The organism is Acinetobacter nectaris CIP 110549 (assembly GCF_000488215.1).
Taxonomy (GTDB): Bacteria; Pseudomonadota; Gammaproteobacteria; order Pseudomonadales; family Moraxellaceae; genus Acinetobacter; species Acinetobacter nectaris.
In genome coordinates this window covers 913,156-938,354 of the sequence record NZ_KI530712.1, presented here as the reverse complement: position 1 = coordinate 938,354, position 25,199 = coordinate 913,156, and the positions used below count along the sequence as shown (strand labels likewise).

At 37.3% G+C, this 25,199-nt stretch carries 20 protein-coding genes; 11 read left to right on the top strand and 9 right to left on the bottom strand.

Annotation, left to right across the window (positions count from 1 at the left end; all coding sequences use genetic code 11):
- The first annotated feature begins 5 nt into the window (after positions 1–5).
- Together P256_RS04745 and P256_RS04740 are read left to right on the top strand one after the other, a co-directional pair.
- Positions 6–1,343 carry an ATP-binding protein gene (locus tag P256_RS04745; protein ID WP_023272546.1) on the top strand — a complete coding sequence of 446 codons (1,338 nt, stop codon included), beginning with the start codon at positions 6–8 and terminating at the stop codon, positions 1,341–1,343.
- 12 nt (positions 1,344–1,355) lie between these two features.
- Positions 1,356–1,715 carry a YidH family protein gene (locus tag P256_RS04740; protein WP_023272545.1) on the top strand — a complete coding sequence of 120 codons (360 nt, stop codon included), beginning with the start codon at positions 1,356–1,358 and terminating at the stop codon, positions 1,713–1,715.
- Between the two features lie 36 nt (positions 1,716–1,751).
- Here P256_RS04740 and P256_RS04735 read toward each other — a convergent pair whose 3' ends face one another.
- Positions 1,752–4,655 (bottom strand): valine--tRNA ligase, encoded by a 2,904-nt coding sequence (locus P256_RS04735; RefSeq protein ID WP_023272544.1) that lies wholly within the window; start codon positions 4,653–4,655, stop codon positions 1,752–1,754.
- A 146-nt stretch (positions 4,656–4,801) separates the two neighbouring features.
- Here P256_RS04735 and P256_RS04730 point away from each other — a divergent pair, with 146 nt between their 5' ends.
- On the top strand, positions 4,802–5,485 hold the full coding sequence (locus P256_RS04730) for a hypothetical protein (protein WP_023272543.1): 684 nt from the start codon (positions 4,802–4,804) through the stop codon (positions 5,483–5,485).
- Between the two features lie 38 nt (positions 5,486–5,523).
- On the opposite strand, the gene adeC is transcribed toward P256_RS04730, so the two are convergent.
- The 5 genes from adeC to sdsA all read right to left on the bottom strand — a co-directional run bounded on the left by adeC (position 5,524) and on the right by sdsA (position 15,105).
- On the bottom strand, positions 5,524–6,990 hold the full coding sequence (gene adeC, locus P256_RS04725; RefSeq protein WP_040331647.1) for an AdeC/AdeK/OprM family multidrug efflux complex outer membrane factor: 1,467 nt from the start codon (positions 6,988–6,990) through the stop codon (positions 5,524–5,526).
- Complete coding sequence (locus P256_RS04720) at positions 6,990–10,166, bottom strand: efflux RND transporter permease subunit (protein WP_023272541.1); 3,177 nt, start codon at positions 10,164–10,166, stop codon at positions 6,990–6,992. Before P256_RS04720 ends, adeC begins: the two co-directional genes overlap by 1 nt.
- Positions 10,167–10,172: 6 nt before the next feature.
- Positions 10,173–11,393 carry an efflux RND transporter periplasmic adaptor subunit gene (locus P256_RS04715; protein WP_040331819.1) on the bottom strand — a complete coding sequence of 407 codons (1,221 nt, stop codon included), beginning with the start codon at positions 11,391–11,393 and terminating at the stop codon, positions 10,173–10,175.
- A 661-nt stretch (positions 11,394–12,054) separates the two neighbouring features.
- Positions 12,055–14,112 carry a site-specific recombinase gene (locus tag P256_RS04705; protein ID WP_023272538.1) on the bottom strand — a complete coding sequence of 686 codons (2,058 nt, stop codon included), beginning with the start codon at positions 14,110–14,112 and terminating at the stop codon, positions 12,055–12,057.
- Positions 14,113–14,127: 15 nt separating this feature from the next.
- Entirely contained in the window at positions 14,128–15,105 is a 978-nt protein-coding gene (gene sdsA, locus P256_RS04700; protein ID WP_023272537.1) for an All-trans-nonaprenyl-diphosphate synthase, read from the bottom strand.
- Positions 15,106–15,458: 353 nt separating this feature from the next.
- On the opposite strand from sdsA, the gene rplU reads away from it, so the two are divergent.
- Both rplU and rpmA read left to right on the top strand, forming a co-directional pair.
- On the top strand, positions 15,459–15,770 hold the full coding sequence (gene rplU, locus P256_RS04695) for a 50S ribosomal protein L21 (RefSeq protein ID WP_023272536.1): 312 nt from the start codon (positions 15,459–15,461) through the stop codon (positions 15,768–15,770).
- 18 nt (positions 15,771–15,788) lie between these two features.
- Positions 15,789–16,046 carry a 50S ribosomal protein L27 gene (gene rpmA / locus P256_RS04690; protein ID WP_023272535.1) on the top strand — a complete coding sequence of 86 codons (258 nt, stop codon included), beginning with the start codon at positions 15,789–15,791 and terminating at the stop codon, positions 16,044–16,046.
- 61 nt (positions 16,047–16,107) lie between these two features.
- On the opposite strand, the gene pstS is transcribed toward rpmA, so the two are convergent.
- Complete coding sequence (gene pstS, locus P256_RS04685) at positions 16,108–17,133, bottom strand: phosphate ABC transporter substrate-binding protein PstS (RefSeq protein WP_023272534.1); 1,026 nt, start codon at positions 17,131–17,133, stop codon at positions 16,108–16,110.
- Positions 17,134–17,597: 464 nt separating this feature from the next.
- On the opposite strand from pstS, the gene lolA reads away from it, so the two are divergent.
- From lolA to trmL, 5 genes are all read left to right on the top strand, one after another.
- The gene (gene lolA, locus P256_RS04680; protein ID WP_023272532.1) at positions 17,598–18,293 is read left to right on the top strand and encodes an outer membrane lipoprotein periplasmic chaperone LolA; all 696 of its coding nucleotides are present in this window, start codon (positions 17,598–17,600) and stop codon (positions 18,291–18,293) included.
- Between the two features lie 125 nt (positions 18,294–18,418).
- Positions 18,419–19,213, top strand: coding sequence for an RsiV family protein (locus P256_RS04675; RefSeq protein ID WP_023272531.1), 795 nt, complete (start codon positions 18,419–18,421; stop codon positions 19,211–19,213).
- 122 nt (positions 19,214–19,335) lie between these two features.
- Positions 19,336–20,607: a serine--tRNA ligase gene (gene serS / locus P256_RS04670; protein ID WP_023272530.1), complete on the top strand. Its 1,272-nt coding sequence runs from the start codon at positions 19,336–19,338 to the stop codon at positions 20,605–20,607.
- A 56-nt stretch (positions 20,608–20,663) separates the two neighbouring features.
- Positions 20,664–22,037 (top strand): siroheme synthase CysG, encoded by a 1,374-nt coding sequence (gene cysG / locus P256_RS04665; RefSeq protein WP_023272529.1) that lies wholly within the window; start codon positions 20,664–20,666, stop codon positions 22,035–22,037.
- A 36-nt stretch (positions 22,038–22,073) separates the two neighbouring features.
- Complete coding sequence (trmL, locus tag P256_RS04660; protein WP_023272528.1) at positions 22,074–22,547, top strand: tRNA (uridine(34)/cytosine(34)/5-carboxymethylaminomethyluridine(34)-2'-O)-methyltransferase TrmL; 474 nt, start codon at positions 22,074–22,076, stop codon at positions 22,545–22,547.
- Here the strand turns inward: trmL and P256_RS04655 are convergent.
- Positions 22,544–22,915 carry a winged helix-turn-helix transcriptional regulator gene (locus P256_RS04655; RefSeq protein WP_023272527.1) on the bottom strand — a complete coding sequence of 124 codons (372 nt, stop codon included), beginning with the start codon at positions 22,913–22,915 and terminating at the stop codon, positions 22,544–22,546. The two genes, trmL and P256_RS04655, sit on opposite strands and share 4 nt — an antisense overlap.
- A gap of 89 nt (positions 22,916–23,004) precedes the next feature.
- Here P256_RS04655 and P256_RS04650 point away from each other — a divergent pair, with 89 nt between their 5' ends.
- Positions 23,005–23,559 carry a flavodoxin family protein gene (locus tag P256_RS04650; protein ID WP_023272526.1) on the top strand — a complete coding sequence of 185 codons (555 nt, stop codon included), beginning with the start codon at positions 23,005–23,007 and terminating at the stop codon, positions 23,557–23,559.
- A 47-nt stretch (positions 23,560–23,606) separates the two neighbouring features.
- On the opposite strand, the gene P256_RS04645 is transcribed toward P256_RS04650, so the two are convergent.
- Entirely contained in the window at positions 23,607–24,998 is a 1,392-nt protein-coding gene (locus P256_RS04645; RefSeq protein WP_023272525.1) for an APC family permease, read from the bottom strand.
- Positions 24,999–25,199 lie beyond the last annotated feature (201 nt).

The following is a 25,199-nucleotide window of genomic DNA, read 5'->3' as shown; positions in this document are numbered from 1 at the left end:
ATAAAATGGAAAAACACAGCTCGTTAAATACTCGGCTTGTGGTATTAACATCACTGCTGAGTATTGTAATGGCATGTGTACTCATGTTCTCAACGTATCATATTGCGCTTAAGGAACTTACTCGGATTTTAGATGCGCAAATGCAGTTTTTAGCAAGTCGTGCAACAATGCTCAACTTGAAAAATACGCATAGCCAGTTGAATCTAGATCCAGATAAGCAACAAGAAGAGCTATTTATTGATATTTGGTCATATGATGATTTAGATGAGCTCGAGAAAAATCAACTTCTTGTTCCACAAGTTAAAAAAGCTGGTTTTTATCAACATGAAACAGAGTCAGGGACATGGTATACCTATGTCCTACCTACGAAAGATTATCAAGTTCAGGTTAGTCAGCATCAACGTGTTCGTAAAGTATTGGCACTTGAGCTTGCAGGTAGTATGGTCTTACCATTTCTTTTAATTATGCCATTGGCAATGTTGCTTATTGTTTGGATTATTAAAAGAAGCCTAAAGCCATTAGATGATTTAAAAAGTGAGCTTGCTCAGCGCGATTCTAATGAGCTAACACATTTAACCAATACACAGTATCCGATAGAGCTTCTGCCAGCAGTAAAGGAAATTAACTATTTGTTTGATAGGATTTCAAGAACTCAACAGGAGCAAAAGCAATTTATTGCTGATGCTGCACATGAGTTGCGAACACCTATTACCGCACTGAATTTACAAACAAAAATTCTACTCAGAGATTTTCCTGAAAACCCTGCTTTAATTAATTTAAGTAAAGGGCTTGCACGTATTCAGCACTTAGTCAGCCAATTATTGTCTTTAGCTAAACAAGATACATCTTTACATGTACTTGAACAGCCAAAACGATTTTTACTGAATGATGTTGCACTTAACTGTGTTGAACAGTTGATGAACTTAGCAATGGAAAAAGATATTGATTTGGGTTTTGAGCGTAATGATGAAGTCACTATTCAAAGTTTTGAACCAACGATTCATTCAATTATTTATAACCTAATTGATAATGCGATTAAGTATACGCCTGACTCTGGTGTTATTAATATTTCAGTTTATGAAGATATACATAGTAAGTTTGGGTTTGTATGTATTGAAGATAGCGGTCCCGGTATTCCTCAAGAGCAATATGAAGAAGTATTAAAGCGTTTTTATCGTGTACATCATCATTTAGAAGTTGGCAGCGGTTTAGGGCTTTCTATTGTACAAAAAGCGACTCAGCGTGCAGGTGGTACTTTATCTTTAGGTGAAAGTAAGGAACTTGGTGGGTTAAAAGTTTTAATTAAATTACCCATTAAGTTGACTGTGAGTGATAACTCCTAAAGGATAATAAATGTGTCAAACTTAAATGATCCTCGTGTATTACTCGCTTTAGAGAGAACGTTACTTGCATGGAATAGAAGTGGATTAGGGCTAATTGCATTTGGTTTTGTCCTAGAACGATCTACCGTTCTAGGAAGTTTTTTAAATCCAAATGGGGAAGCACACAAAATATTATTAAGTAAAGCTTTTGCAGTTGTTATTGTTATATTGGGTATTATTATTAGTCTATGGTCTGTTCGACAGTATAAAATCGCGCTGAAATCACTTACAGAAAATGAAATGATTGAGGGATATCGGACAGATTTACCCATGTTTCTTACAATGATAAATGTATTGTGTGGATGCTTATTAATAATTACATTCTTTGTATAAAAAAGGGCTGAATAATCAGCCCTTTTTTATTATGTTTTATAGGTTTGCAATTTGTTCCATGTTGTATTTTACTTTTTCAAGTTGAGCTACAAACTCTGCAAGTTTTGCTTTTTCACCTTCGACAACGGCAGGAGGTGCTTTTTTCACAAAACCTTCATTTGAAAGTTTATTTGCAATTTGATCGTGTTGCTTTTGAACTTTGTCTAAGTCTTTTTGTAGACGTGCAAGCTCTGCTTTTGGATCAATTAACCCTTTCATTGGTACAAATACAGACGCATGACCAATTACACTCGATGAAGAAAGCGGTGGCTCTTGTGAGTCACTGAGAAACTCAATGCTTTCAACTTTAGCAAGGGCTTTAAATAAAGGTTCAATGCGTTGAATACGTGTTTGCTCAGCATCTGTAATATTTTTAAGTAATACAGGAAGTAGGCGTGCATTACCTAGACCCATTTCACCACGGATATTACGAACTGCACCAATTAAGCCTTGTAACCAGCTCATATCAGTTTCAGCTTGCTCATTGATCTTATCTTCTTCAGCAATAGGGTAATTTGCTGTCATGATGGTTTTACCTTCACGACCAACCATTGGTGCTAAAATCTGCCAAATTTCTTCTGTAAGATATGGCATAAGTGGATGAGCAAGGCGTAAAGATGTTTCCATTACGCTAAGTAGTACACGTCTAACTTCTGCTTTACGTTCAGCAGAAACATTTACATCGTTTAAAACAGGTTTTGTGAGTTCAACATACCAATCGCAGTATTCATTCCAAATAAAGTCATAAATATTTTGTGCAGCGATATCTAAACGGTGTGTTTTAAATGCTTGGTGTACATTTGCTTCCGCTTTTTGTAGACGGCTGATAATCCACTTTTCAGGAAGTTCCCATAAGTCTGGATTAGCAGTTTGAGCAACGTCCTGACCTTCAATATTCATTAGGACGAAGCGTGTTGCATTCCAAATTTTATTACAGAAATTACGGTATCCTTCGACACGTTTTAAATCGAACTTAATATCACGACCTGTATTTGCCAGTGCACAGAAAGTAAAGCGCACAGCATCTGTCCCATAAGAGTTAATACCATCAGGGAACTCTTTACGAGTAGACTTCTCGATTTTTTCAGCTTGTTTTGGATTCATTAAGCCAAAAGTACGCTTTTTCACAAGGCTTTCAAGGTCAATACCATCAATAAGGTCTAAAGGATCTAAGACATTTCCTTTAGATTTAGACATTTTTTGACCTTCACCATCACGTACAAGCCCATGTACATACACTGTTTTAAATGGGACTTGAGGGGTACCATCTTCATTTTTCATGAAGTGCATGGTCATCATAATCATACGGGCAACCCAGAAGAAAATGATGTCAAAGCCTGTTACAAGAAGGTCTGTCGGGTGGAATGTTTTTAATGCATCGTTGAGTGCATCTTTTGCTGCATCACCAGTCCAACCTAATGTTGAGAACGTCCATAATCCTGATGAGAACCATGTATCGAGAACATCTTCATCTTGGTTGAGTTCGATATGGTCTGCAATATCATGCTTTTGGCGAACTTCTTCTTCATTACGACCTACATATACATTGCCTTCAGCGTCATACCATGCAGGAATACGATGACCCCACCAAAGCTGTCTAGAAATGCACCAATCTTGAATATTGTTCATCCAAGCCATATACATGTTGGTGTATTGTTCTGGAACAAACTTAATACGACCATCTTTTACAGCTTCTACAGCAGGTTCTGCAAGAGGAGCAATTTTTACATACCACTGATCGGTAAGTAATGGTTCTACAATAACACCTGAGCGGTCACCACGTGGTGCTTTTAAGTCATAAGGTTCGATTTTTTCTAACCAACCTTCGACTTCAGCTTGAGCAACCATTTTTTTACGTGCTTCAAAGCGTTCTAGACCAATATAGTCATTTGGTGCAGCAATTGTTTTTGAAATCTGCTCACCTGCTTTTGCAATGTATTCAAACTCAGCAAGCACTTCAGCATTTTTATTAAAGATATTAATAATTGGCAGATGGCAACGTTTACCAACTTCATAGTCGTTAAAGTCATGTGCAGGTGTGATTTTTACACATCCTGTTCCAAAATCTTTTTCTACATATTCATCGGCAACGATAGGAATAAGTCGACCACTAATTGGAAGGACAATATTTTTGCCAATCAGATGCTGGTAGCGTTCATCTTCAGGGTGTACAGCAACAGCGCTGTCGCCAAGTAATGTTTCAGGACGTGTGGTTGCAACAACAAGATAGTTTGCACCGTTCTGTGTCTGTAGAGACTCATCTTCAAAGAAGTATTTGAAATGCCATAAAGAACCTTTTTCTTCATGGTTTTCAACTTCTAAGTCAGAAAGCGCGGTTTGGAATTTAGGATCCCAGTTTACAAGACGTTTACCACGGTAAATAAGCCCTTGTTCATGTAATTGAACGAACACTTCTTTTACAGCGTGAGAGAGACCTTCATCCATAGTGAAGCGTTCACGAGACCAATCTACAGAAGAGCCTAGGCGACGAATTTGGCGAGTAATATTACCACCAGATTGTTCTTTCCATTCCCAAACCTTATCAATAAACTTTTCGCGGCCTAAGTCGTGACGACTAATATTTTCAGCCGCAAGTTGGCGCTCCACAACCATTTGTGTTGCAATTCCTGCATGGTCTGTACCAGGTTGCCAAAGGGTGTTTTTACCCATCATACGGTTGTAGCGAGTGAAAGCATCAATAATGGTGTTATTGAAGCCATGACCCATATGTAAACTTCCTGTTACATTAGGTGGTGGGATCATGACACAAAAAGACTCGCCTTGGTCTGATGGTTTAAAGTAACCATTTTCTTCCCAAGTTTTGTACCATTTTTTTTCGATCTCGGTTGGATCGTACGTTGTTGCAATATTCTGAGCTGAAGTAGCTTGTGAGTCAGTCATAGTAAACAGATCAAAAGTGAATGAATAATTAAATGTATTGTAGCAAAAAAAATAATGCTTGAGCGGACATGTATCATTCTGTGATGTATAACAACAAAGTAAATAACGTGGTAACTTATAGCAACATAATTTTGGATTTTTGATTTATGTCGTATGCGGTGTATTTACGAGTAGAAGCACAAACCTATCAAAAATTTATTTCTATTCAAGAACGTCTTAATGCAGGGGAAAAACAGAAGCTAGCACATGAGTTAGGTGATGTATTGGCTGATGTTTCTGTACAAATTATTCAGCAAGCTTTTATTGATTTGCTTGAACAACAAAAACGCCGTTTAACAAGACCTGAAGGACATAAGGTTGCAGCAGATTCAGAGAAAGTGATTGAACACGTTCTTTCTGCATTTAAAAAATACTTACCATGGGCAATTGCACTTTTTGGTAATGAACGACTACAGCCAATAGTAGAGTATTTCTCAGAAATGGTTCATCATGAAAATGGTGAAATCTATGTGAGATATCACGTCGCATCTGATTTAGCAGAAAAGATATTAAAAAAAGTGGAAGCGATTCGGCAGGGAGATGCATCTGAAATTGCGCTTGCATTTGACTGTTTAAATGAGGTGATTGATACAGGCGTAGATCAGCTTATTCGAAAACCAAAAACATTATTAAAATTTAATTTGGTTGTAGATAAAACACTGAATGGTGTTATTCAAGTAAGTACAAATATGGCATATAAACGGCTTTCTTCTTTAGGGAGAGAAGTAGAACTTAGTTCAGCACCATATTACATTGACCATTTTATGCAATTTTTGCATGATGAAGCTTAAAATAAAAAACCCACATTTATATGTGGGTTTTTTTAGGGTTACTTTTTACTGTATTCAGTTTCTGAGCTTGAAGGCTGATGGTAAACCTGATCAGTGTTATACACTTTCACACCACCACCAAGCGTTTTGTAAAGCTCAATCTGATTGTTGAGATTTGTCAATTCTAAACCAAGTAAAGATTGTTCAGCAGTATAGGCATCTTTCTGTGCAGTTAGCACAGTTAAATAGCCATCTATACCTGCGCGATAGCGTGCAGTTGAAAGCTGATATGTTCGATTAGTTGCAGAAACAAGGTCACGCTGTGCGTCTAAACGCTCATCAATATTTGCACGTGTTGCTAAAGCATCACTCACTTCTTTAAATGCAGTTTGAATGGTTTTTTCATACGAGGTTAGCGCAATTTCTTGGTTTACCTTAGAAATCTTAACATTCGCCTTGCGTGTACCCCAGTCAAAAATTGGTAAGTTGAGAGAAGGGGCAACCGACCAAACAAATGAGCCTGATTTAAACAAGTCTGATAGCTCAGATGAACCAAAGCCGGCAGAGCTTGTTAAACTAATTGTTGGGAACAGTTGTGCTTTTGCTGCACCGATATTTGCACCAGCTGCACTTAGAGTATATGCAGACTGTTGGATATCTGGACGGTTGTTCAATAGATCACTACTTAGACCTGTTGCAAAGACTTTTTCATTAGTAATGCTACGAATAGTATTGCTTGGCAGTAGATCTGTAGGTACAGACTGACCAACCAATAGGTTTAATGCATTTTGTGCCTGTGCAACTTGGGTACGGTAATTTCCTACGTCCGCGCGTGCTGTTTCTACAGAAATTTGTGCTTGGCGTAATGGAACTTCGCTATCTATACCCACATCAAAACGTTTTTTGTTCAAGTTATATGCTTGAATTTGTGTTTTTAAAGTGTCTTCCGCAAGTTTTAAGTTTGCATTCGAATATGAGTACTGTAACCAAGCTTCAGCCACTTGGCTAATTAAACTAATTTGAGTTGCATCGCGTGTGCTTTGTAACGATAAATAGTTATCTAAAGCAGCATCTTTAAGACTTTCGAGACGACCCCAGAAGTCTAGTTCGTAAGATGTCACTGCGAGTCCAGCAGAGTATACATTACCTGTTACAGGTTGACCTGTTAATGCACTCTTTGAGCGTGCACGATCAAAACCAACGCTTGAACCGAGTGTTGGTAAGCGATTATTTTCCGTAATATTATACTGTGCTTCTGCTTTTTGAATATTGAGAATTGCTGTTCGCATATCTCTATTATTTTTTAATGCAAGGTCGATGACTTGTACTAACTGTGGGCTAGAAAAAAAGTCTTTATATCCTTGCTCAGCAATTGATTTGCCCGTGCTATGTTGTACCGAAAAATCTGTAGGAATATCTGATTTTACGACAGGCTCTGGCCCACGCATGCTTTGGCAGGCAGCCAAAGCAAGCGCAAGAGAGGAGACTGCAATACTACGACCGGTAATCGACCATATATTTTGCATCACGATTTATGCTCCTGAGTATTTGCAGTTTTTGGTTTATATTTAAAGATACTACGTATCCATACGAAGAAGACTGGGATAAAGAATATACCCAATAAACAAGAGCTAATTACGCCACCAAGTACACCAAAACCAACCGAGTGTTGACTGCCTGCACCTGCACCTGTAGAAAGCGCAAGAGGAAGTACACCAAAACCAAAGGCAAGTGTGGTCATAATAATTGGTCTTAGACGCATTTTTGCAGCATGTAGCGTTGCTTCAAATAAGTCTTGTCCTTTTTCTTGTAGCTCTTTCGCAAACTCAACAATTAGAATCGCATTTTTGGAAGATAAACCAATTACCGAAACCATGGCGACTTGGAAATAAATATTATTAACCAAGTTCGGGTTTTTGAGAATGAAGAATCCAAAATAAGTGAGTGAAACAGCCCCAATAATACCTAGTGGAATGACCAAGAGTACTGAGAATGGGATTGACCAACTTTCATAAAGTGCAGCAAGGCATAAGAACACAATTAACAATGAAAGTGCATACAGATAAACACCTTGTGACCCAGAGTCTTGTTCTTCTAAAGAAAGACCAGTCCATTCATATGTGAATCCAGAAAGTCCCATAGATGGTAGTTTCTGCATAATTTGTTCCATTGCAAGCATTGTTTCACCAGAGCTTACACCTTCAGCAGGAGAGCCTTGTAGCTCCATCGCAGATACGCCGTTATAACGCATTAAACTTGGTGAACCGTATGTCCAATGACCAGATGTAAATGCTGAGAATGGAACCATACTGCCATTAGAACTACGAACATACCATTTGTTCAGGTCATCAGGCATCATGCGTGAGTCAGCTTGTCCTTGTAGGTAAACTTTCTTCACACGACCATGGTCTAGGAAGTCATTTACATAACTACTACCCCATGCAATGCTCATCGTATTGTTAATGTCTGCAATACTAACGCCTAAGCTACCTGCTTTTGCTTGATCAATATTGACTTGATATTGTGGTTCATCTTCCATACCGTTTGGACGAATCATACCAATACGTTTGTCTTTTGATGCTAGACCAAGTACAGCATTACGTGCTGCTAATAGTTTTTCATGGCCTTGACCATTAAGGTCTTTAAGCATGAAGTCAAAGCCTTGGCTTGTACCAAGTTCAGGCATTGCAGGAAGCTGGGTTGGGTAAATCAGCGTTGCATCTTTAACCATTGCATTTAAAGCAAATGCACGTTTGGTAAGCGCACCAATTTGTGTTTCAGGTGTCTTACGCTCACTCCAATCTTTTAAACGAACGAAGGCAATACCTTGGTTTTGTCCTTGTCCTGTGAAAGAGAAGCCTGCAACACTAAATACAGATTTTACAGTATCTTTTTCTTTGTTTAGATAATAGTCACTGATCTGATCGAGTGTTTTATCTGTACGCTCTAGACTTGCATTTTCTGGAAGCTGTACAAGTGTAAGTACCATGCCTTGGTCTTCATCTGGTAGGAATGAAGTTGGTAGAGTCTTAACAAGGAAGCCTAAAACAGCAATTAAGAGAATATAAAAAACACCAGAAACCAAACGATGATGTGTCATACGGTTCACACCATTTTGGTAACGATGTGCAATACGGTCAAAGTTATGGTTAAACCATCTAAAGAAACGAGCAAGAATTGAATTGCTTTCAGGCTTATTCGCATCGTGCTTTTTAAGAATGGTTGCACAAAGTGCAGGTGTAAATGTTAAAGCAACAATAAGAGATAAAATCATTGCTGTAACAAGTGTAATGGAGAATTGACGGTAAATTACACCAGTTGTTCCAGAGAAGAATGACATTGGAACGAATACTGCTGTAAGTACCGTTGTAATACCAACCAATGCACCTGAAATTTGACTCATTGAGTTTTCAGTTGCAGTGACAGGATCTAAATGTTCTTCCGTCATAATCCGTTCAACATTCTCAACAACAACGATCGCATCGTCGACTAAGAGACCAATGGCAAGTACCATTGCAAACATAGTCAGCGTGTTGATAGAGAAGCCAAAAAGGTTAATCATTGCAAATGTTCCAAGTACAACGACTGGAACTGCAAGTGTTGGAATAATAGTGGCACGCCAGTTTTGTAAAAACAAAAACATGACAATAAATACCAATACAATCGCTTCGATTAAGGTATGTGCTACATTTTCAATTGAAATTTTAATAAATGGCGTTGTGTCATAAGCAATCGCATCTTTAAGACCTTGAGGGTAGTTAGGTCGTAAGCTTGCAAGAGCCGATTCAACATTTTTTGCAGTTTCTAATGCATTTGCACCTGTTGAAAGACGAATTGCAATACCTGCTGCAGGTTCACCATTAAATTTAGAGTCAAATGCATAGTTTGATGAGCCCAATTCAACTTTAGCAACATCTTTTAAGCGAACAATTGCACCGGCATTATTTTTCAAAATAATGTTTTTAAATTGTTCTGGTGTTTGTAGCAAACTTTGTGCATTTACTGTTGCGTTAAGAACCTGTCCAGAAACTGAAGGTGCACCACCTATTTGACCACCAGCAACTTGTGTATTTTGTGCTTGGATGGCAGTAGATATATCGGCAGGAGTAAGCTGGTAGCTAGTAAGCTTATTTGGGTCTAACCAAATACGCATAGCATATGCACCACCAAATACTTGAACTTCGCCGACACCTGAAACACGGCTTAAAGGATCTGCAATATGACTATTTACATAATCCTTAATATAAGCTGCACTTAGACTATGATCTGGTGAGTAGAAAGAGTAGAACTGTAAAAAGCTTGCCCCAGATTTCTTAATGGTTACACCTTGACGCTGTACAGACTCAGGCAAAGAAGCAAGTGCTGTTTGCATTTTATTCTGTACTTGTACTTGTGCAATGTTTGGATCTACGCCTTGTTTAAAGTTTACATCAACTTCTACAGCACCTGTAGCAGAGCTGGTTGATGTAATGTAGCGTAGACCATCTAAACCATTCATTTGCTGTTCAATAACTTGCGTTACTGTATTTTCAATGGTTTGAGCAGAAGCACCAGGGTAGGTTGCAGCAATAGAAATTTTTGGTGGAGCAATGGTTGGGTACTGAGAAACAGGCATGTTCAACAGGGAAATGATCCCTGCTAGCATAATAACTAATGCAATAACCCAAGCGAAAATAGGGCGGTGTATGAAAAATCTAGCCATCGTATCCTACCCTTTAGTTGTATTTCGGTTGGATGCAGACGGTGCTTGTGCACCAGTCATTGATTGTCCTTCATTGGTTTGATACGGTTTGATTTTTACCTGCTCACCAGCTTTTACTTTTGCAACACCATCAACAATGACTTTATCACCAGGGTTTAGACCTTTTGTAATAATCCAATTTTGACCTTGAGTACCCGATGTTTCTACAGGACGAGATTCGACAACACCTTTCTCATTGGCAACAAATACGATAGCCTGATTAGATGGAGTACGACTTAAAGCAAGCTGTGGAATAAGGTAGGCATTTGGTATAACACCTTGAGCAATTTCAGCAGTTGCATACATTCCAGGAAGAAGTAGATGTTTTGTATTGGGGAATACAGCACGTACAGTCACTGTTCCTGTTTGCTCATTTACATTTGCATCAGAGAATGCCAATGTACCTTCAGTTGAATAGTAGCTACCATCTTCAAGTTTTAGCTTAACTCTAGTATTGTTGCTACGATCTATACTACCTTGGCTCAAGTTTTGACGTAGACGTAGCAGTTCCGTACTAGATTGGTTGATATCTACATAAATTGGATCAAGCTGTCGAATAGTAACGAGCGAATTGGTTTGATTTGCCGTGACCAATGCACCTGCTGTTACAGATGATGGCCCAGACTGACCTGAAATTGGTGAGCGAATTGTTGAGTAACCTAAGTCAACCTCAGCATTATTCACTTGTGCACGTGCAGCATCTACTTGAGCTTTTGCTACATTTACTTGTCCAACTAGGTCATCATAATCTTGTCTTGCAACAGCATGGCTAGATACAAGTTCTTTATAACGATTTAGTTTGATTTGTAATGATTTAAGATTTGCTTCTTGCTGTAATAGTGTTGCTTTGAAGTTCTCTACACTTGCCTTATTGGTGCGTGAGTCAAGCTGGTAAAGTGCTTGTCCTTCACGAACAAAGCTACCCTCTGTAAATAAGCGACGTAAAATAATGCCACTGGTCTGTGGTCTAACTTCTGATACTTGGTAAGCTGTAGTACGCCCTGAGAGCTCAATAGATTGCTCTACATTTTGTGGCTGTGCTGTAATTACACCAACTTCAGGAGCAGGGGCTTGCTGTTGACCAGCACCTGCTTCCGAAGAAGCATTTTTACTACAGCCAACAAGGGCTAAGCTTACAGCCAAAGCACAAGCACTTAAAGTTGGTGCCCAAAGTTTAGCTGACCTCATTCTTTCCACCTCGTTTTGATTTTTAAATTTCATTGTTAGATTTTGTTTACTTATGATGATAAATAGAACCAGTAAGTAAAGAAACCCAAATACAACTAATTCTTTAGTTTGCATAACGTATTACCTGCAAATTATTTTGTAGGTATATTGGCTTTTTAAACCAAGAAAAAGTAAAAAATATATTAAATACAATCGTGTTTAAGGCTTTAGACCAAAACGAATGTATTGCGATAGGTAGGAGATAATAAAAATTACTATTGTTATATATGTAAGAGAATACAGTTATATATAGATTAAGCAGTCTAAATATAAAACTAAGGCAACCTATTTTTCTTAAAAATTTTAAGTTATTGCCAATCAATCTTACAGTATATAAGCATATACCCACATGTAAGAATTTTTTAAGTTTCTTACTATCAAAATAAGATTTATATATTTGATATTTTGGCTGAATGTTATGGGTGCAATGCAAAAAATGCTTACACATAAAAAGAATACTACCTATGAAAAATAAGTAATACGCCATGTATTACACCTATAAAGTTAGCGCAAATTGTTAGGATTATTTAAAGTGTACTCGTCAGTACACTTTTTTTCAAGCGACAAATGTACTCTACATAATTTATGTAAAGATACTGTAGAAATATAACTGAAAATAAATTTAGTTATCTTTTTTTTGTGTTTGTTTTACGTCATTGTTCATTGATATTTTCTCCTTAGGCGGCCAAAAGAAATCACTTGGTCGTGTAAAGAAGTGAGTCAGTACGAGTTTTGCTAGTGGCTTCCATTGTTCAAATCTTACTTGTCTTGCTCGTAGAGCAACAAGAATGGTTAAGCTGAAGCTTACAAATAAATTTGTAATACCAATGAGTGCAACACCTAAGCATGAAATAAGAATAAGACCAAGATCAGGAGGCCCACCTACAGAGAGCAAGCCTTGTATTAAATTTGCTGAAGCAAAGGCAATATGGCGAATATCAAGGGGTAGTCCTAAAATGAATCCAAGCGTTCCCATACTTCCAAGCATGATACCAAATAAAAAGTTACCCGAAATTGCACCTAAGTTTCTTTCAATATAGTCTGCAAATTTAATTTGTCTTTTTTCACCAAGAACTTTTCTTAGTCCTGTATGTTTTTTTAAACGAGGTCCTATTTTTCTATAGATTGCCATGTTGTCAAAATAGCCAGCAATTAAACCTGATAGAAAGAGGCATACACCTGCAATTGCTGCATGAGGAACTGCAAGTGAGGTAAAAGGGTCTAAAGTATGTAAAAGATTGGTTGCTTTGGTATTACTCAATAATTTTTCACCGAATAAAGCAGGCCATGAAAGTGTAATAATTGCTGCAACAGGAATAGCAATTGAAATATTTCCTAATATTGCAATGAACTGTGTTCGAATAATATTTACAATGAGTTCGGTGAGCTCTGCAAGCTGAGCTGTTCTTGAGCCTTTGCGCTGTTGTACTGTTGAGGCAAGGGCTGCGGCAGTCATAGCGGGTTGTTTAGTGGCAACTGTAAAATTCAAAACATGAATAAATACAAAGCCTAGGCTGTAGTTCATGCTATAAGTGAAGGCATGTAAAATGGGTGCAAGCGAAAGTCGTGTAAGTAAAATTTTAATAACAGACATTGTTGCAATAATAGAGCCTGCACCTGCGGCAGCTTTATACATTGCAAAAAAGCCTTTTTTATCTGTACTTACATAGTGTTCGCCTGTTTTGCTCGCATTCTCTGTCACTTGTAGAGCAAGTAATTCACTATTTGCAGAAAGCAAAGCACCCACGCGTTTTTCACTGTGGTTTGCTTTTACAAGGTCATAGAGTAAGTCATGTGTTGCTTGTTTTTGTGTGTTGGCATGGTTGCTCACAATTTGTAGAAGAATTTCAAGCCGTTCGAGACTTTGTTCTAATACTGTCAGTAAATAGGTGAGAGTAAGACTTACACCTATTCTTTTAGTTGCACGGCGAATACTATTTACAACACCTTGGCATTGTTCAATCATTACAAAAGCTTGTGCAGCATCTGGCGGAATAGAAACACTTACTTGTTGTGCACTTTCTATACTATTTTTATATTTTGCAATAAAATCTGTAATTTCTCGGTTTTGAGCAAGAAATGGAGACTCATGCTCATTTAGTTTTGGCTCTGCATAAATCAGTTCAGGGAAAAGGCCAATACCACTAATGCGATAACTTAAGATGTTAATGGCTTTTAATAGATTCTCTTTAATTTGAGATTTTTCAGCTTGTAATTCTTGATCTATAGATAAAGATTGAAAGATAGTATTCCAATCATCTTTTTCAATACGATCCAACCAATGTCTGTCACTCGATAAGTAAAATACTTTGGCAATGAGTTCTTTAATTTCAGCATGATCAATAATAGGAGGAAGTAGGTGGTACATCATCCTTTGACTCAGTTGATTCCAAAATCCATCTAAGGCGAGAATACCACTGTCTGCATATAGGTTGGCTTGTTTGTACTGTGTAATGAGTTTGAGAAGATACTGGCTTAACGTGCTACTAAAATTTGGGTTTTCTTCTAATGCTTGTATGAAAACCTGAATATTTTTTTTTATTTCTTGTGTGTTTTTAGGGCTTTTAGGACGAATATTGGCAACAAGCTGAACAAGAGGTTGTTCATTTAAAACAGCTTGAGGTTGTTCAAGCTGTTGTTGTATTTCTTGATAAACCACATCGAATGATTTTTTTTTCATAGGTTTAACTTTAAGTTATTGAATACGATTTAGAGCCATCATGGCTAAATTATAAAGTGCTTTTTTAGCAGGGCTTTCAGGAAGTACATTCAAGCCATCAATAGCACTTTGAGTTTCTTCATGAGCACGGCGACGGCAATAATCTAAAGCACCGCTGTTTTGCACAATAGATATTACTTCTTCAAGATCATTTAAACCACCTGTGGCAATACTCTTATAAATAACATCGTGCGTTGCACCTGTTGTGTTTTTTAGAGCTGCAATAAGAGGAAGTGTTGGTTTGCCTTCCATGAGGTCATCACCAATATTTTTTCCTAAGACTTCTGCATCTGATGTGTAGTCTAAAATATCATCGATAATTTGAAAAGCATTGCCAAAATGTCCAGCATAACGTTTTAAACCATCACGGTACTCTGGTGTGCCTGCAAGCATTGCAGCCCCCTCAGTTGCTAGCTGAAATAGGCGAGATGTCTTACCATAAATAATATTGAGATAAGTTTCCTCAGATGTTTCTGGCTGGTGTTGGGCTTGAAGCTGTAAAACCTCACCTTCGGCAATTTCACAAGTACCTGTCGAAAACTCTTTAAGTAGTGCCATATCATTTAAGTCAACCAACAAATCGAATGAACGGGCAATGAGAAAGTCACCTACTAATACAGCAGTCTGGTTATTCCAAGTTGCATTTGCTGTTGGTTTACCACGGCGTAAATTAGAATCATCTACGACATCATCATGAACAAGGGTTGCCGTATGCAGCATTTCAATAACTGCCGCCAGACGTTGAGTGCGAGCTAGGTCTGTTTCACCACATGCTTGTGCAGCAAGTAAGCACATAATTGGACGCATTCGCTTACCGCCAGCTTCAACGACATGTTTGCTGACAGACATGACCAATGCAACTTTTGAGCTGATCCCCTCGTTAATAAATTTATCCATTGCAGTAAAATCAGCAGCAACAGGTGCAAGAATATCGTGCTTGAAGTCGATGGCCATAGAATTTAAAACCTTTAAGGATGTGAAGATGTTTTTTCAAGATCAATAAAGCATAAATTAAGACACTTAATTACACTTTGAGATTTTAGCTTTAAAACATTCGTTTTATACCATAAAAACGTTAACTCTTTATAAAACTTCTCTTTCTTCATTATTATTCTTATTAAAAATAACCAATTAAATAGCTTTATATAATAAAAATGGCTGTATAAGAAAAAAACAAAGTATAGTACTTGTTGTTTTGTTCAATTTTACTTAAAATAACCCCCCTTTAGATACCCCCAGTGGCGTTCGTTTTAAGATCGGTATGTCCCTTTATCGGCACGACGACACGGGCAAGTTGGAGTACACTTATGTACGCAGTAATCCAAAGCGGTGGTAAACAGCACCGTGTGGTTGAAGGCGAAACCCTTAAAGTTGAATTGTTGAAGGCTGAAACAGGCACAACTCTTACATTTGATGATGTATTAATGGTTGTGAATGGCGATAGCGTTCAAATCGGTGCTCCAGTTGTAGCTGGCGCTAAAGTAACTGCAGAAGTGGTTAGTCATGGTCGTCACGACAAAATTCGTATTGTAAAAATGCGTCGTCGTAAACATTACCGTAAACAACAAGGTCACCGTCAATGGTTCACTGAGTTGAAAATTACTGGTATTTCAGGCTAATCACGAGGAGTAAGAGACATGGCTCACAAGAAAGCTGGTGGTTCGACACGTAACGGTCGTGATTCAAACCCAAAAATGCTAGGTGTTAAAGTTTACGGTGGCCAAGCTATCGCAGCTGGTAGCATCATCGTTCGTCAACGTGGTACAGAGTTCCATGCTGGTGCAAACGTTGGTATGGGTCGTGACCACACTTTATTTGCTACATCTGATGGTGTAGTTAAATTTGAAGTGAAAGGTCAATTCGGCCGTCGTTATGTAACTGTTGAATCTGTTTAAGATTTAAATAGTTAACATAAAAAAAGCTCGCATATTTGCGAGCTTTTTTTATGTTAACTTATTATTTAATATTAGAAGACCAATATACTTCGATATTTTTGACTAGCTCATTAGGGAGTGGAATATAATCCAACATTTTTGCATCAACTTGACCGCTCACTAAAGACCACTTAAAGAATTTTAAAGCTTCACTAGTTTCTTCAGCAGAGCTTCCATTTTTTTGCATGATGACAAATGTTGTGGCTGTAATTGGCCAAGCATTTTCACCTGAAGCATTCGTAATAATATTATAAAAATCTGGAGATTGGCTCCAATTTGTATTTACAGCAGCCGCTTGAAATGATGCTGCATTTGGTTGTACAAATTTCCCATCTTTATTTTGTAGAGAAGTATAGCTCATTTTATTTTTTACGCTATATGCAAGGTCTACATAACCAATTGCACCCCTAATTTGTTTAACAGATCGAGCGACACCTTCATTTCCTTGGCTTCCTGTACCAACAGGCCATGATACAGAAGTTCCATCGCCAACCTGACTTTTCCAAGTTGGGCTTATCTTAGAAAGATAGTTTGTCCAGTTAAAGGTTGTTCCTGAGCCATCAGAGCGTCGTACTACAAAAATGCGTTGATCTGGTAGTTTAATTGTTTGATTTAATGCCTGAATTTCAGGGTCGTTCCACTTTGTAATTTTTCCTAAGAAAATATCTGCAAGAATAGACCCTGTTAGGCGTAATTCACCTGCAGAAATACCTTCAACATTTACGATTGGAACAACACCACCAATGACAAGAGGGAATTGTTTTAAATCTGCTTTATTTAATTCGTGTGGTGTTAATGGCATATCAGATGCCCCAAACGTGACATTACCACTTCGAATTTGTGTAATACCTGCCCCAGAACCAATAGGTTGGTAGTTAATTTGATGACCCGTTTTTGCACTATATGTAGCCGCCCATTGGGAGAGGATAGGATAGACAAAACTAGATCCAGCACCTGTAATTTCAGCTGCATGTCCTAACGATAATGTAAGAGGAAGAAGTAGCCCAAGTAAAGATGACTTCACAAAATTCTTTGTTAAGTTGGTCATAAGTGTTCCTAGATAGAGATGATCTCAATAGAAAATATTATATATAATGTTTAAATATATATTGTTTTCGCAAATTAATCTGTATAGATAAATAGGGTTTACAATAATAAAAGAGAATGAATTATACTGAATTTTAATGGGTTATGAAATTTTATTGACTGTAATATATTGTTTTATAATAATTAATTTCCTGTTTTTGATTTGGCTTAGTTTGTTGTTTTAGTGATATAGTTTTTGTTGCTTTTAGGAATATGTGATGATGTAGACATAGATTGAACAATTGCCTTAATCTTAATAGGCATCTATTGCTCCATTATAAAGTTACAGTAATTTGCATATAAATACATAAATGAGGATCATACTCATACAAAAATCTTTATTTTTTATATTCTTAGATTTGATATGCTCAGGTAATATAAATATGAATGTAAATATAATTTGCATATTTAATCAAAGGTGAATCAATGAAGATGCTTCGTAAAACATTAGGTGCTGTTGCAGTAACTTTAGTAACCTTTGCTCCTGTTTTGAGTACAACTGTATTTGCCGCATCCACACCCGCATCAGAGCAACAAGCAACACAGAGTCTTGTAAAACAGCTTTCGGGGTTGCGTAGTTTTACTGCAAATTTTGAGCAAACCACTAAAGCAAGTGGTAAAACAGTAGTGCAGAAAAAGGGGCTGACATCACAACACCTAAATCAAACATTTACAGGTGTAATTAAGGTTGAGCGTCCAGGTAAGTTTTTTTGGGAAACAACACAACCATCTAAACAGTCTATTATTACGACAGGAAAGACTATTTGGATTTATGACCCTGACTTACAGCAAGTTGTACGTCAAAATGTAAGTGATCAGGTCGCAAATACACCAGCGCTTTTATTGTCGGGAAATACCAATACGATTATGCAAGCGTATAAAGTGACACAGCCTGATCAAACCAAAAACTATTACACGCTTTTACCTAGAGCAAAAGATACAGCTTTTCAAGATTTAACGATTAGTTTTGGTGCTCAAGGTACACCAACACTTATGATTTTAAATGATTCTTTGGGTCAGGTTACAACAGTACACTTTAACAATGTTGCTAAGAATGTAGATATTCCTGCATCAGTATTTCACTTTGTTCCACCTAAAGGCACAGATATTATTGACCAATAATGAAAGAAGTGATGAGAAAACGCTATTTTTATAGCGTTTTTTTTATTAGGGGATACATTTTTAGTATTTTTTTATTTGGTTGAAAGTTTGTATAGTGTAGGTAAATCAATTTTAGGTTGTTTTATATGTATTTACAGCAAAAAATGCGATTGGCTTTGCTTCTATCGAGTTGTATGTTCACAGTAGCCTTTGTTGGTTGTGAGCAAAAACAACCCTCTTCAGATGAAAAAACAACAGCTGTTTCTGAGCAGAAGACATCTACTTCAGAGGTTATGCCAACAATTATTTCAGATACACCAACAAAGATTCATGCAGAAACAATGTCAATGACATTGCCGCAAAAAGTATCATGTGAATCTGACGAATGTACGGAATATAAAGTAGATACTATTGAAACGAATGTCGATTGGATTAATGATTATTTTGTAGGACGTCTGCAAAAAGATGCACCTTTGGCCTTTCAAAAGTCTACACACTTACCTGCATCTACATTAGCACCTTCACAAATTAATCAAAGTAGTTATAGTGCCCGATTTTTGGGTCAGCGAGGTCATTTAGCTATTTTTGTTTTAGATACAACAACATATGCAGCAGGTGCTGCGCATGGAATGTATCATCATGAATATATTATTTTTGATTTAAACACGCATAAGCGTATTACAATGGCAGACTTATTTAGCTCAGATAAGCAAATAGCCGTTTATCAAGCAGTATTTAATGCAAATCAACCTTGGCTTGAAGCTCATGGAATACAATCTGGTCGTTTAGAGCCAACAGATAATTTTTATTATAATAGTAAGGGGTTAGTATTTGTTTATCCATTATATGAGTTAGCACCATATTCAGAAGGCATGACTGAGTTAGTTTTACCGTATAGTGCAGCAAAGGGATTAATAAACTCACAATACTTACCAAAATGACTATTACGCCTACAGTCATTCATGAACTTGGATGTACTGTAGGTGAAAGCATCGAAGTACGTTTATTTTTATGAATGAACAGATTACACTATATCTAGTTTTTTCATACAATCAGACGAGCTATGATCGACCCTAAATTACTTAGAAATAATATTGAAGCTGTAAATTTAGCGTTAGCAAAACGCGGTGTTCAACTTAATGTGGATGAGTGGGCATCTTTAGAGTCACATCGTAAAGAGTTACAGTCTAAAACAGAAAACTTGCAAGCAGAGCGTAATGCAGGTGCGAAGCAAGTGGGTCAAATTAAAAAATCTGGTGGCGATGCATCTGAAGTCATGGCACGTATGCAAGCCATTGGCGATGAAATTAAAGCGGCTGAAGTTGCGCTTTCAGAATTACAAAATGAAATAGAACAAAAATTATTATCTATTCCAAATTTACCTGATGAATCTGTGCCTAAGGGTAAAGATGAAGCGGACAATGTTGAAGTTTCCAAATGGGGAACACCTAGACAATTTGATTTTGAAGTTAAAGATCATACAGATTTAGGTGAGTGGATGGGCGGCTTAGAATTTGAGACTGCGACGAAACTTACGGGCTCTCGTTTTAGCGTTTTAAAAGGCCCATTGGCACGTCTTCAGCGTGTATTGACACAGTTTATGCTTGATACACATACACTTAAAAATGGTTATACAGAAGCATATGTTCCATATTTAGTAAATGCAGATAGCCTAAGAGGAACAAGTCAACTTCCTAAATTTGAAGAAGATCTATTCAAATTACAAGGTGAAAAAGAGTATTACTTAATTCCAACTGCTGAAGTACCTATTACAAACTTTGTGCGTGATGAAATTATTGATGCAGCTCGTCTTCCATTGAAATATACAGCACATACACCATGTTTCCGTAGTGAAGCAGGTTCTTATGGTAGAGATACACGTGGTCTAATTCGTCAGCATCAGTTTGATAAAGTTGAGATGGTACATATTGTTAAACCTGAATCTTCTATGGATGCTTTAGAGGAGCTAACATCACATGCAGAAGGTATTTTACAGGCACTTGGCTTGCCATATCGTAAAGTACTACTTTGTGGTGGTGATATGGGCTTTGGTGCAGTAAAAACATATGATTTAGAAGTGTGGGTACCAAGTCAAAATACATATCGGGAAATTTCAAGTTGTTCAAATATGGGTGACTTCCAAGCACGCCGTATGAAAGCACGCTACCGTAATGAGCAAAAGAAAACAGAACTTGTGCATACATTAAATGGTTCGGGTCTTGCTGTTGGTCGTACATTACTTGCATTAATGGAAAACTATCAACGTGAAGATGGTTCTATTGAAGTGCCTGAAGTGCTTCGTCCTTATTTAGGCGGTTTAACATTTATTGACTAAGTAGATGTTATAGCAAGTTTTCACAGTATACGGTAAGTTGTAATTAAGGGGTTTTTGTGGATATTTTTCCAATTTCATTGAAATTGAAACAGCAGTTATGTCTTATCGTTGGTGGTGGAAGTATTGCTTTTCGTAAAGCATCATTATTAGCCAAAGCTGGTGCAATACTTCATGTTGTTGCACCAGAAGTAGATATAAATCTAAGAAACTTAGTTGCATCTTCAAATGGTGAAGTTAAACAAAAGCCTTTTGATGAGTTAGATTTAGATCAACCTTATAAGCTAGTTATTGCAGCAACAGATCAGGCTGATGTGAACCATCATGTATTTGTTGCGTGTGAAAAAAAGAATTTATTGGTTAATAGTGTTGATGATATTCCGAACTGTCGGTTTATGGTTCCTGCACTCATCGACAGATCCCCTTTAGTGATTTCTATTGCTTCAAATGGAACATCGCCTGTCCTGTCTAGGCAGTTACGTACACAACTTGAAACGCTTATTCCTCATGGTATGGGAAAACTGGCGGAGTTTTCTGGAAAGTGGCGTAAAGCAGTTAAAGAGAAAATAAATAATCCTGACGAACGCCGTATCTTTTGGGAAGACTTATATGCGAGTCCATTAAAAGAGCAGGTTTTTAACGATAATTTATCGACTGCGAATCAAATGATTGAAGATGCGCTTTCCAAATGGAGTAAACCAAAAGGTGAGGTTTATCTTGTTGGTGCAGGGCCGGGCGATCCTGAATTATTAACGTTAAAAGCACTGCGATTGATGCAACAAGCTGATGTTGTCATTTATGATCGCTTGGTTTCTTCACCAATTTTAGAACTATGCCGACGCGATGCTGAAAAAATTTATGTGGGTAAGGCACGATCAAATCATGCAGTACCGCAAGAAGGTATTAACCAACTTTTAATTCAATATGCTTTAGATGGAAAACGAGTTTGTCGTTTAAAAGGTGGAGATCCATTCATTTTTGGACGAGGTGGTGAAGAGATACAAGAGCTGGTGACTGCTGATGTACCTTTTCAAGTTGTTCCCGGAATTACGGCAGCATCGGGTTGTTCAGCTTATGCGGGTATTCCTCTCACTCATAGAGATTATGCACAAAGTGTTCGATTTCTCACTGGGCATTTAAAAGAAGGTTCTCCTGAGTTGCCTTGGCGTGAGCTTGTATATGAAAACCAAACACTCGTTTTGTATATGGGGTTGGTTGGTTTGGAAACCATTTGCAAGCGTTTGATTGAGCATGGTCAAAGACCAGATATGCCAGTTGCGCTTATTTCTAAAGGAACAACACCAGAACAGCAAGTCGTGATAGGTAACTTAGAAAATATTGCAGAAAAAGTGATGCAGTATGAAGTACAAGCACCTACACTGACAATTATTGGTGAAGTTGTGAAATTAAGAGAGCAATTGCAATGGCAGTAATCTTGATTAGCTAAATGAAAAAGTAGAGAAAAATTTGTGATACATGTTGTTTTATTTGAGCCTGAAATTCCAAGTAATACAGGTAATATTATTCGCTTATGTGCAAATACAGGCGCGCAGTTACATTTAGTGAAACCCTTAGGGTTTGAGTTAGATGACAAAAAATTAAGACGTGCAGGTTTGGACTATCATGAATATGCACGTATGAAAATTTGGGATCATTTTGAAGAATGCTTAGACTACTTAAATGAGCAAGGTGTTGAACATATTTTTCCTTTAACAACAAAAGGGAAGGCAACACCTCATACGGTAAACTTAAATCAGCCTGTTGCATTATTGATGGGGCCTGAAACAAGAGGCTTACCAGAAAATGTACGAAAAATGTTTCCTGAAGAACAATGGATTTGTTTGCCTATGGCTGCAAATTCACGCAGCCTAAATTTGTCTAATGCAACGGCTGTGATTGTATATGAGGCATGGCGTCAGCAAGGATTTCAGCCACTAATCTAGATATGATTTTTATCATATTCTTTTTGGGCAGCGAGAACCTTACTAATATTGTTCTCAGCCCATGATTTCATTTGATAAGCCGTTTGAGAAAAATCTTTACCAAACTCTGTGAGTGTATATTCTACTCGAATGGGTGATGTATCTAAGACCGTACGTTGCACAAATCCATATCTTTCAAGATGTTTTAGCTTTTGTGAGAGTACTTTTGGTGATATGCCCTCTATACTTTTTTTTAATAAATTAAAGTGTTGAGCATCTTTTTCAAGTGTAGTAATAATAAGTAGTACCCATTTGTCTGCTAAGGCCTCAAAAAAGAGTCGAGCAGGACAATCCATACAGTGAATATTATAAGATTCTAATTTACCCATTTTGACTCCTAGTTACAGGTAGGTAACTAATTGACAGCTAGTTTCTAAAGTATATTATCTATATTACATAAAAATATAGAGGTAATACCATGGCTAAAGTTGCGGTTGTTTATTTTTCAGGATATGGACACACAAAAGCAATTGCACAGACATTCGCAGAAGCGGCAGATGCGACGTTGGTTGAAATTAATCAAGACGGTGAGTTAGATCAAGCAGGTTGGGATTCATTAAATGCAGCAGATGCAATTGTATTTGGTGCACCAACATATATGGGTTCGGCACCTTGGCAGTTTAAGAAATTTGCAGATGCATCATCTAAAGTTTGGTTTGTAAGAGGATGGCAAGATAAAGTCTTTGCTGGCTTTACAAATAGTGCAAGCTTAAATGGTGATAAGCAAAATACACTTATTCAGTTCCAAACATTGGCATCACAGCATGGTGGTATCTGGATTAGCCTAGGTTTATTACCTTCAAATACAAAAAGCTCGACGCGTGAAGATGTGAATAATCTTGGTGGTTCTGTTGGGTTATTGGTGCAATCTCCATCTGATGCGGGTGCAGATGAAATTCCTAAAGGTGATTTAGAAACAGCAAAAGCTTTTGCACAACGAGTTAAAGCACTTACCGAAAAAATTGTCGGTTAGTTTTATTCTGATAAAAAACCAGCGATAGAAATCGCTGGTTTTTTTATTTAATCATTTTTATATTGTGGTGGTGGAATTTTAAATCCTTTGGTTTTATAACCTAGGAATAAAACACCAATAACAGCCCATACAATTCCCCATTTTAAAGCAGTGTGATCAATCTGTAGCCAGAGTAGACCGACTGCTATAAAACCAAGACTTGGTATAGCAATATAATTGAAAACTTCTTTAGGTGTTTTTACACGACCTTCACGAAGAGCATATTGTGAAATTACTGAAAGATTCACAAAACTAAACGCTGTGAGTGCGCCGAAACTAATTAAAGAAACAACGTGATCTAAATCTGTAAACCCTGCTGATAATGCAATCAAACCAACTAAAATAATGTTGAATTTTGGTACTGATGTCTTCGGACTAATTTGACCAAAGTATTTTTTATTAAATACACCGTCGCGACCCATGACATACATTAGGCGAGACACACCTGCATGTGCTGAGATACCTGATGCCATCACAGTAATAATTGCAAAGCCAAGAATGACAGATTTAAATAATTCACCACCGACAATTCGTAAAATATCAGGCTGAGTTGCATTAACATCTGAGAAATATTGGCTAGGATTTCCTGGGAAATACAATTGCATGAAGTATGTTGCTGCAATAAATATTAAACCTGAAATAAGTGCAGTAAGGAAAATAGCACGTGGTAATACTTTATCTGTATTATGCGTTTCTTCAGCAAGAGAGCTTAATGCATCAAATCCTGTAAATGAAAAGCATAGGATAGTTGCACCACCAATTAAAGTCCCTATTTTTGCATGTTCGCTGAAAAATGGTGCTGTTGACCATATTTGAGCATCATGTGTTTGTGATATTCCAAGGGTATTTAAAGCAGTATTACCTAAGAGTAATTGTTTAATAATTAAAAATGTAAAAATAACAATGACAAGTATTTGGAAAAGTACAATAAGTCCATTGAGATTTGCGACAAATTTAATTCCTCTTAAATTTACCCAAGTCATGAAGAGTGTTAGTCCGACGACCCATACCCAATGATTTACATCAGGGAACATACTTGTAAGATAAATAACAGCTAAAAGGATATTTACCATAGGGCTAAGGATATAGTCGAGTAGAGAAGACCAACCCACCATAAAACCCGCATTGGGATGAATAGAGCGCTGCACATAAGTGTAAGCAGAACCTGAAGATGGGTAACGCTTAATCATATGTCCATAACTAATCGCCGTAAAAAGCACAGCCAAAAGCGCGAAAAAGTAAGATGTAGGAACGTGTTGAACACTTGCTGCAGATACCATTCCAAAGGTATCGAACAAAGTCATTGGTTGTATATATGCCAAACCAATAACAATAATGTGTCCAAGGAGAAGAGATTTTTGCAGTGAAGCTGCCGGTTGAGTCCCAGATGTATTATCCAACGGCGATATCCTCATGTTTTTGATCAAGGATCAGCTAGAAATTAAGGATCGTTTAGGACGAACGATCCCCCCTACTTTTTAGTGAAGCGCGCAATTTTATAGTAAGATTCTTAAATTTGTAAGGAAAAATAGTTTTTTTAACAATATTTGTTTTTTCTTACAGATTGCTTGTTTCTTTATATAATAAAAAAAGCTCAAAAT

What these genes read in the sequence shown, in the direction of transcription:
- serS (WP_023272530.1), top strand. Translation starts at nt 19,336, where the DNA reads ATGATCGACCCTAAATTACTTAGAAATAATATTGAAGCTGTAAATTTA.
- lolA (WP_023272532.1), top strand. Translation starts at nt 17,598, where the DNA reads ATGAAGATGCTTCGTAAAACATTAGGTGCTGTTGCAGTAACTTTAGTA.
- P256_RS04735 (WP_023272544.1), bottom strand. Translation starts at nt 4,655, where the DNA reads ATGACTGACTCACAAGCTACTTCAGCTCAGAATATTGCAACAACGTAC.
- rplU (WP_023272536.1), top strand. Translation starts at nt 15,459, where the DNA reads ATGTACGCAGTAATCCAAAGCGGTGGTAAACAGCACCGTGTGGTTGAA.
- P256_RS04655 (WP_023272527.1), bottom strand. Translation starts at nt 22,915, where the DNA reads ATGGGTAAATTAGAATCTTATAATATTCACTGTATGGATTGTCCTGCT.
- adeC (WP_040331647.1), bottom strand. Translation starts at nt 6,990, where the DNA reads ATGCAAAATATATGGTCGATTACCGGTCGTAGTATTGCAGTCTCCTCT.
- P256_RS04715 (WP_040331819.1), bottom strand. Translation starts at nt 11,393, where the DNA reads ATGAGGTCAGCTAAACTTTGGGCACCAACTTTAAGTGCTTGTGCTTTG.
- pstS (WP_023272534.1), bottom strand. Translation starts at nt 17,133, where the DNA reads ATGACCAACTTAACAAAGAATTTTGTGAAGTCATCTTTACTTGGGCTA.
- P256_RS04720 (WP_023272541.1), bottom strand. Translation starts at nt 10,166, where the DNA reads ATGGCTAGATTTTTCATACACCGCCCTATTTTCGCTTGGGTTATTGCA.
- P256_RS04745 (WP_023272546.1), top strand. Translation starts at nt 6, where the DNA reads ATGGAAAAACACAGCTCGTTAAATACTCGGCTTGTGGTATTAACATCA.
- P256_RS04705 (WP_023272538.1), bottom strand. Translation starts at nt 14,112, where the DNA reads ATGAAAAAAAAATCATTCGATGTGGTTTATCAAGAAATACAACAACAG.
- sdsA (WP_023272537.1), bottom strand. Translation starts at nt 15,105, where the DNA reads ATGGCCATCGACTTCAAGCACGATATTCTTGCACCTGTTGCTGCTGAT.
- P256_RS04730 (WP_023272543.1), top strand. Translation starts at nt 4,802, where the DNA reads ATGTCGTATGCGGTGTATTTACGAGTAGAAGCACAAACCTATCAAAAA.
- rpmA (WP_023272535.1), top strand. Translation starts at nt 15,789, where the DNA reads ATGGCTCACAAGAAAGCTGGTGGTTCGACACGTAACGGTCGTGATTCA.
- P256_RS04675 (WP_023272531.1), top strand. Translation starts at nt 18,419, where the DNA reads ATGTATTTACAGCAAAAAATGCGATTGGCTTTGCTTCTATCGAGTTGT.
- P256_RS04650 (WP_023272526.1), top strand. Translation starts at nt 23,005, where the DNA reads ATGGCTAAAGTTGCGGTTGTTTATTTTTCAGGATATGGACACACAAAA.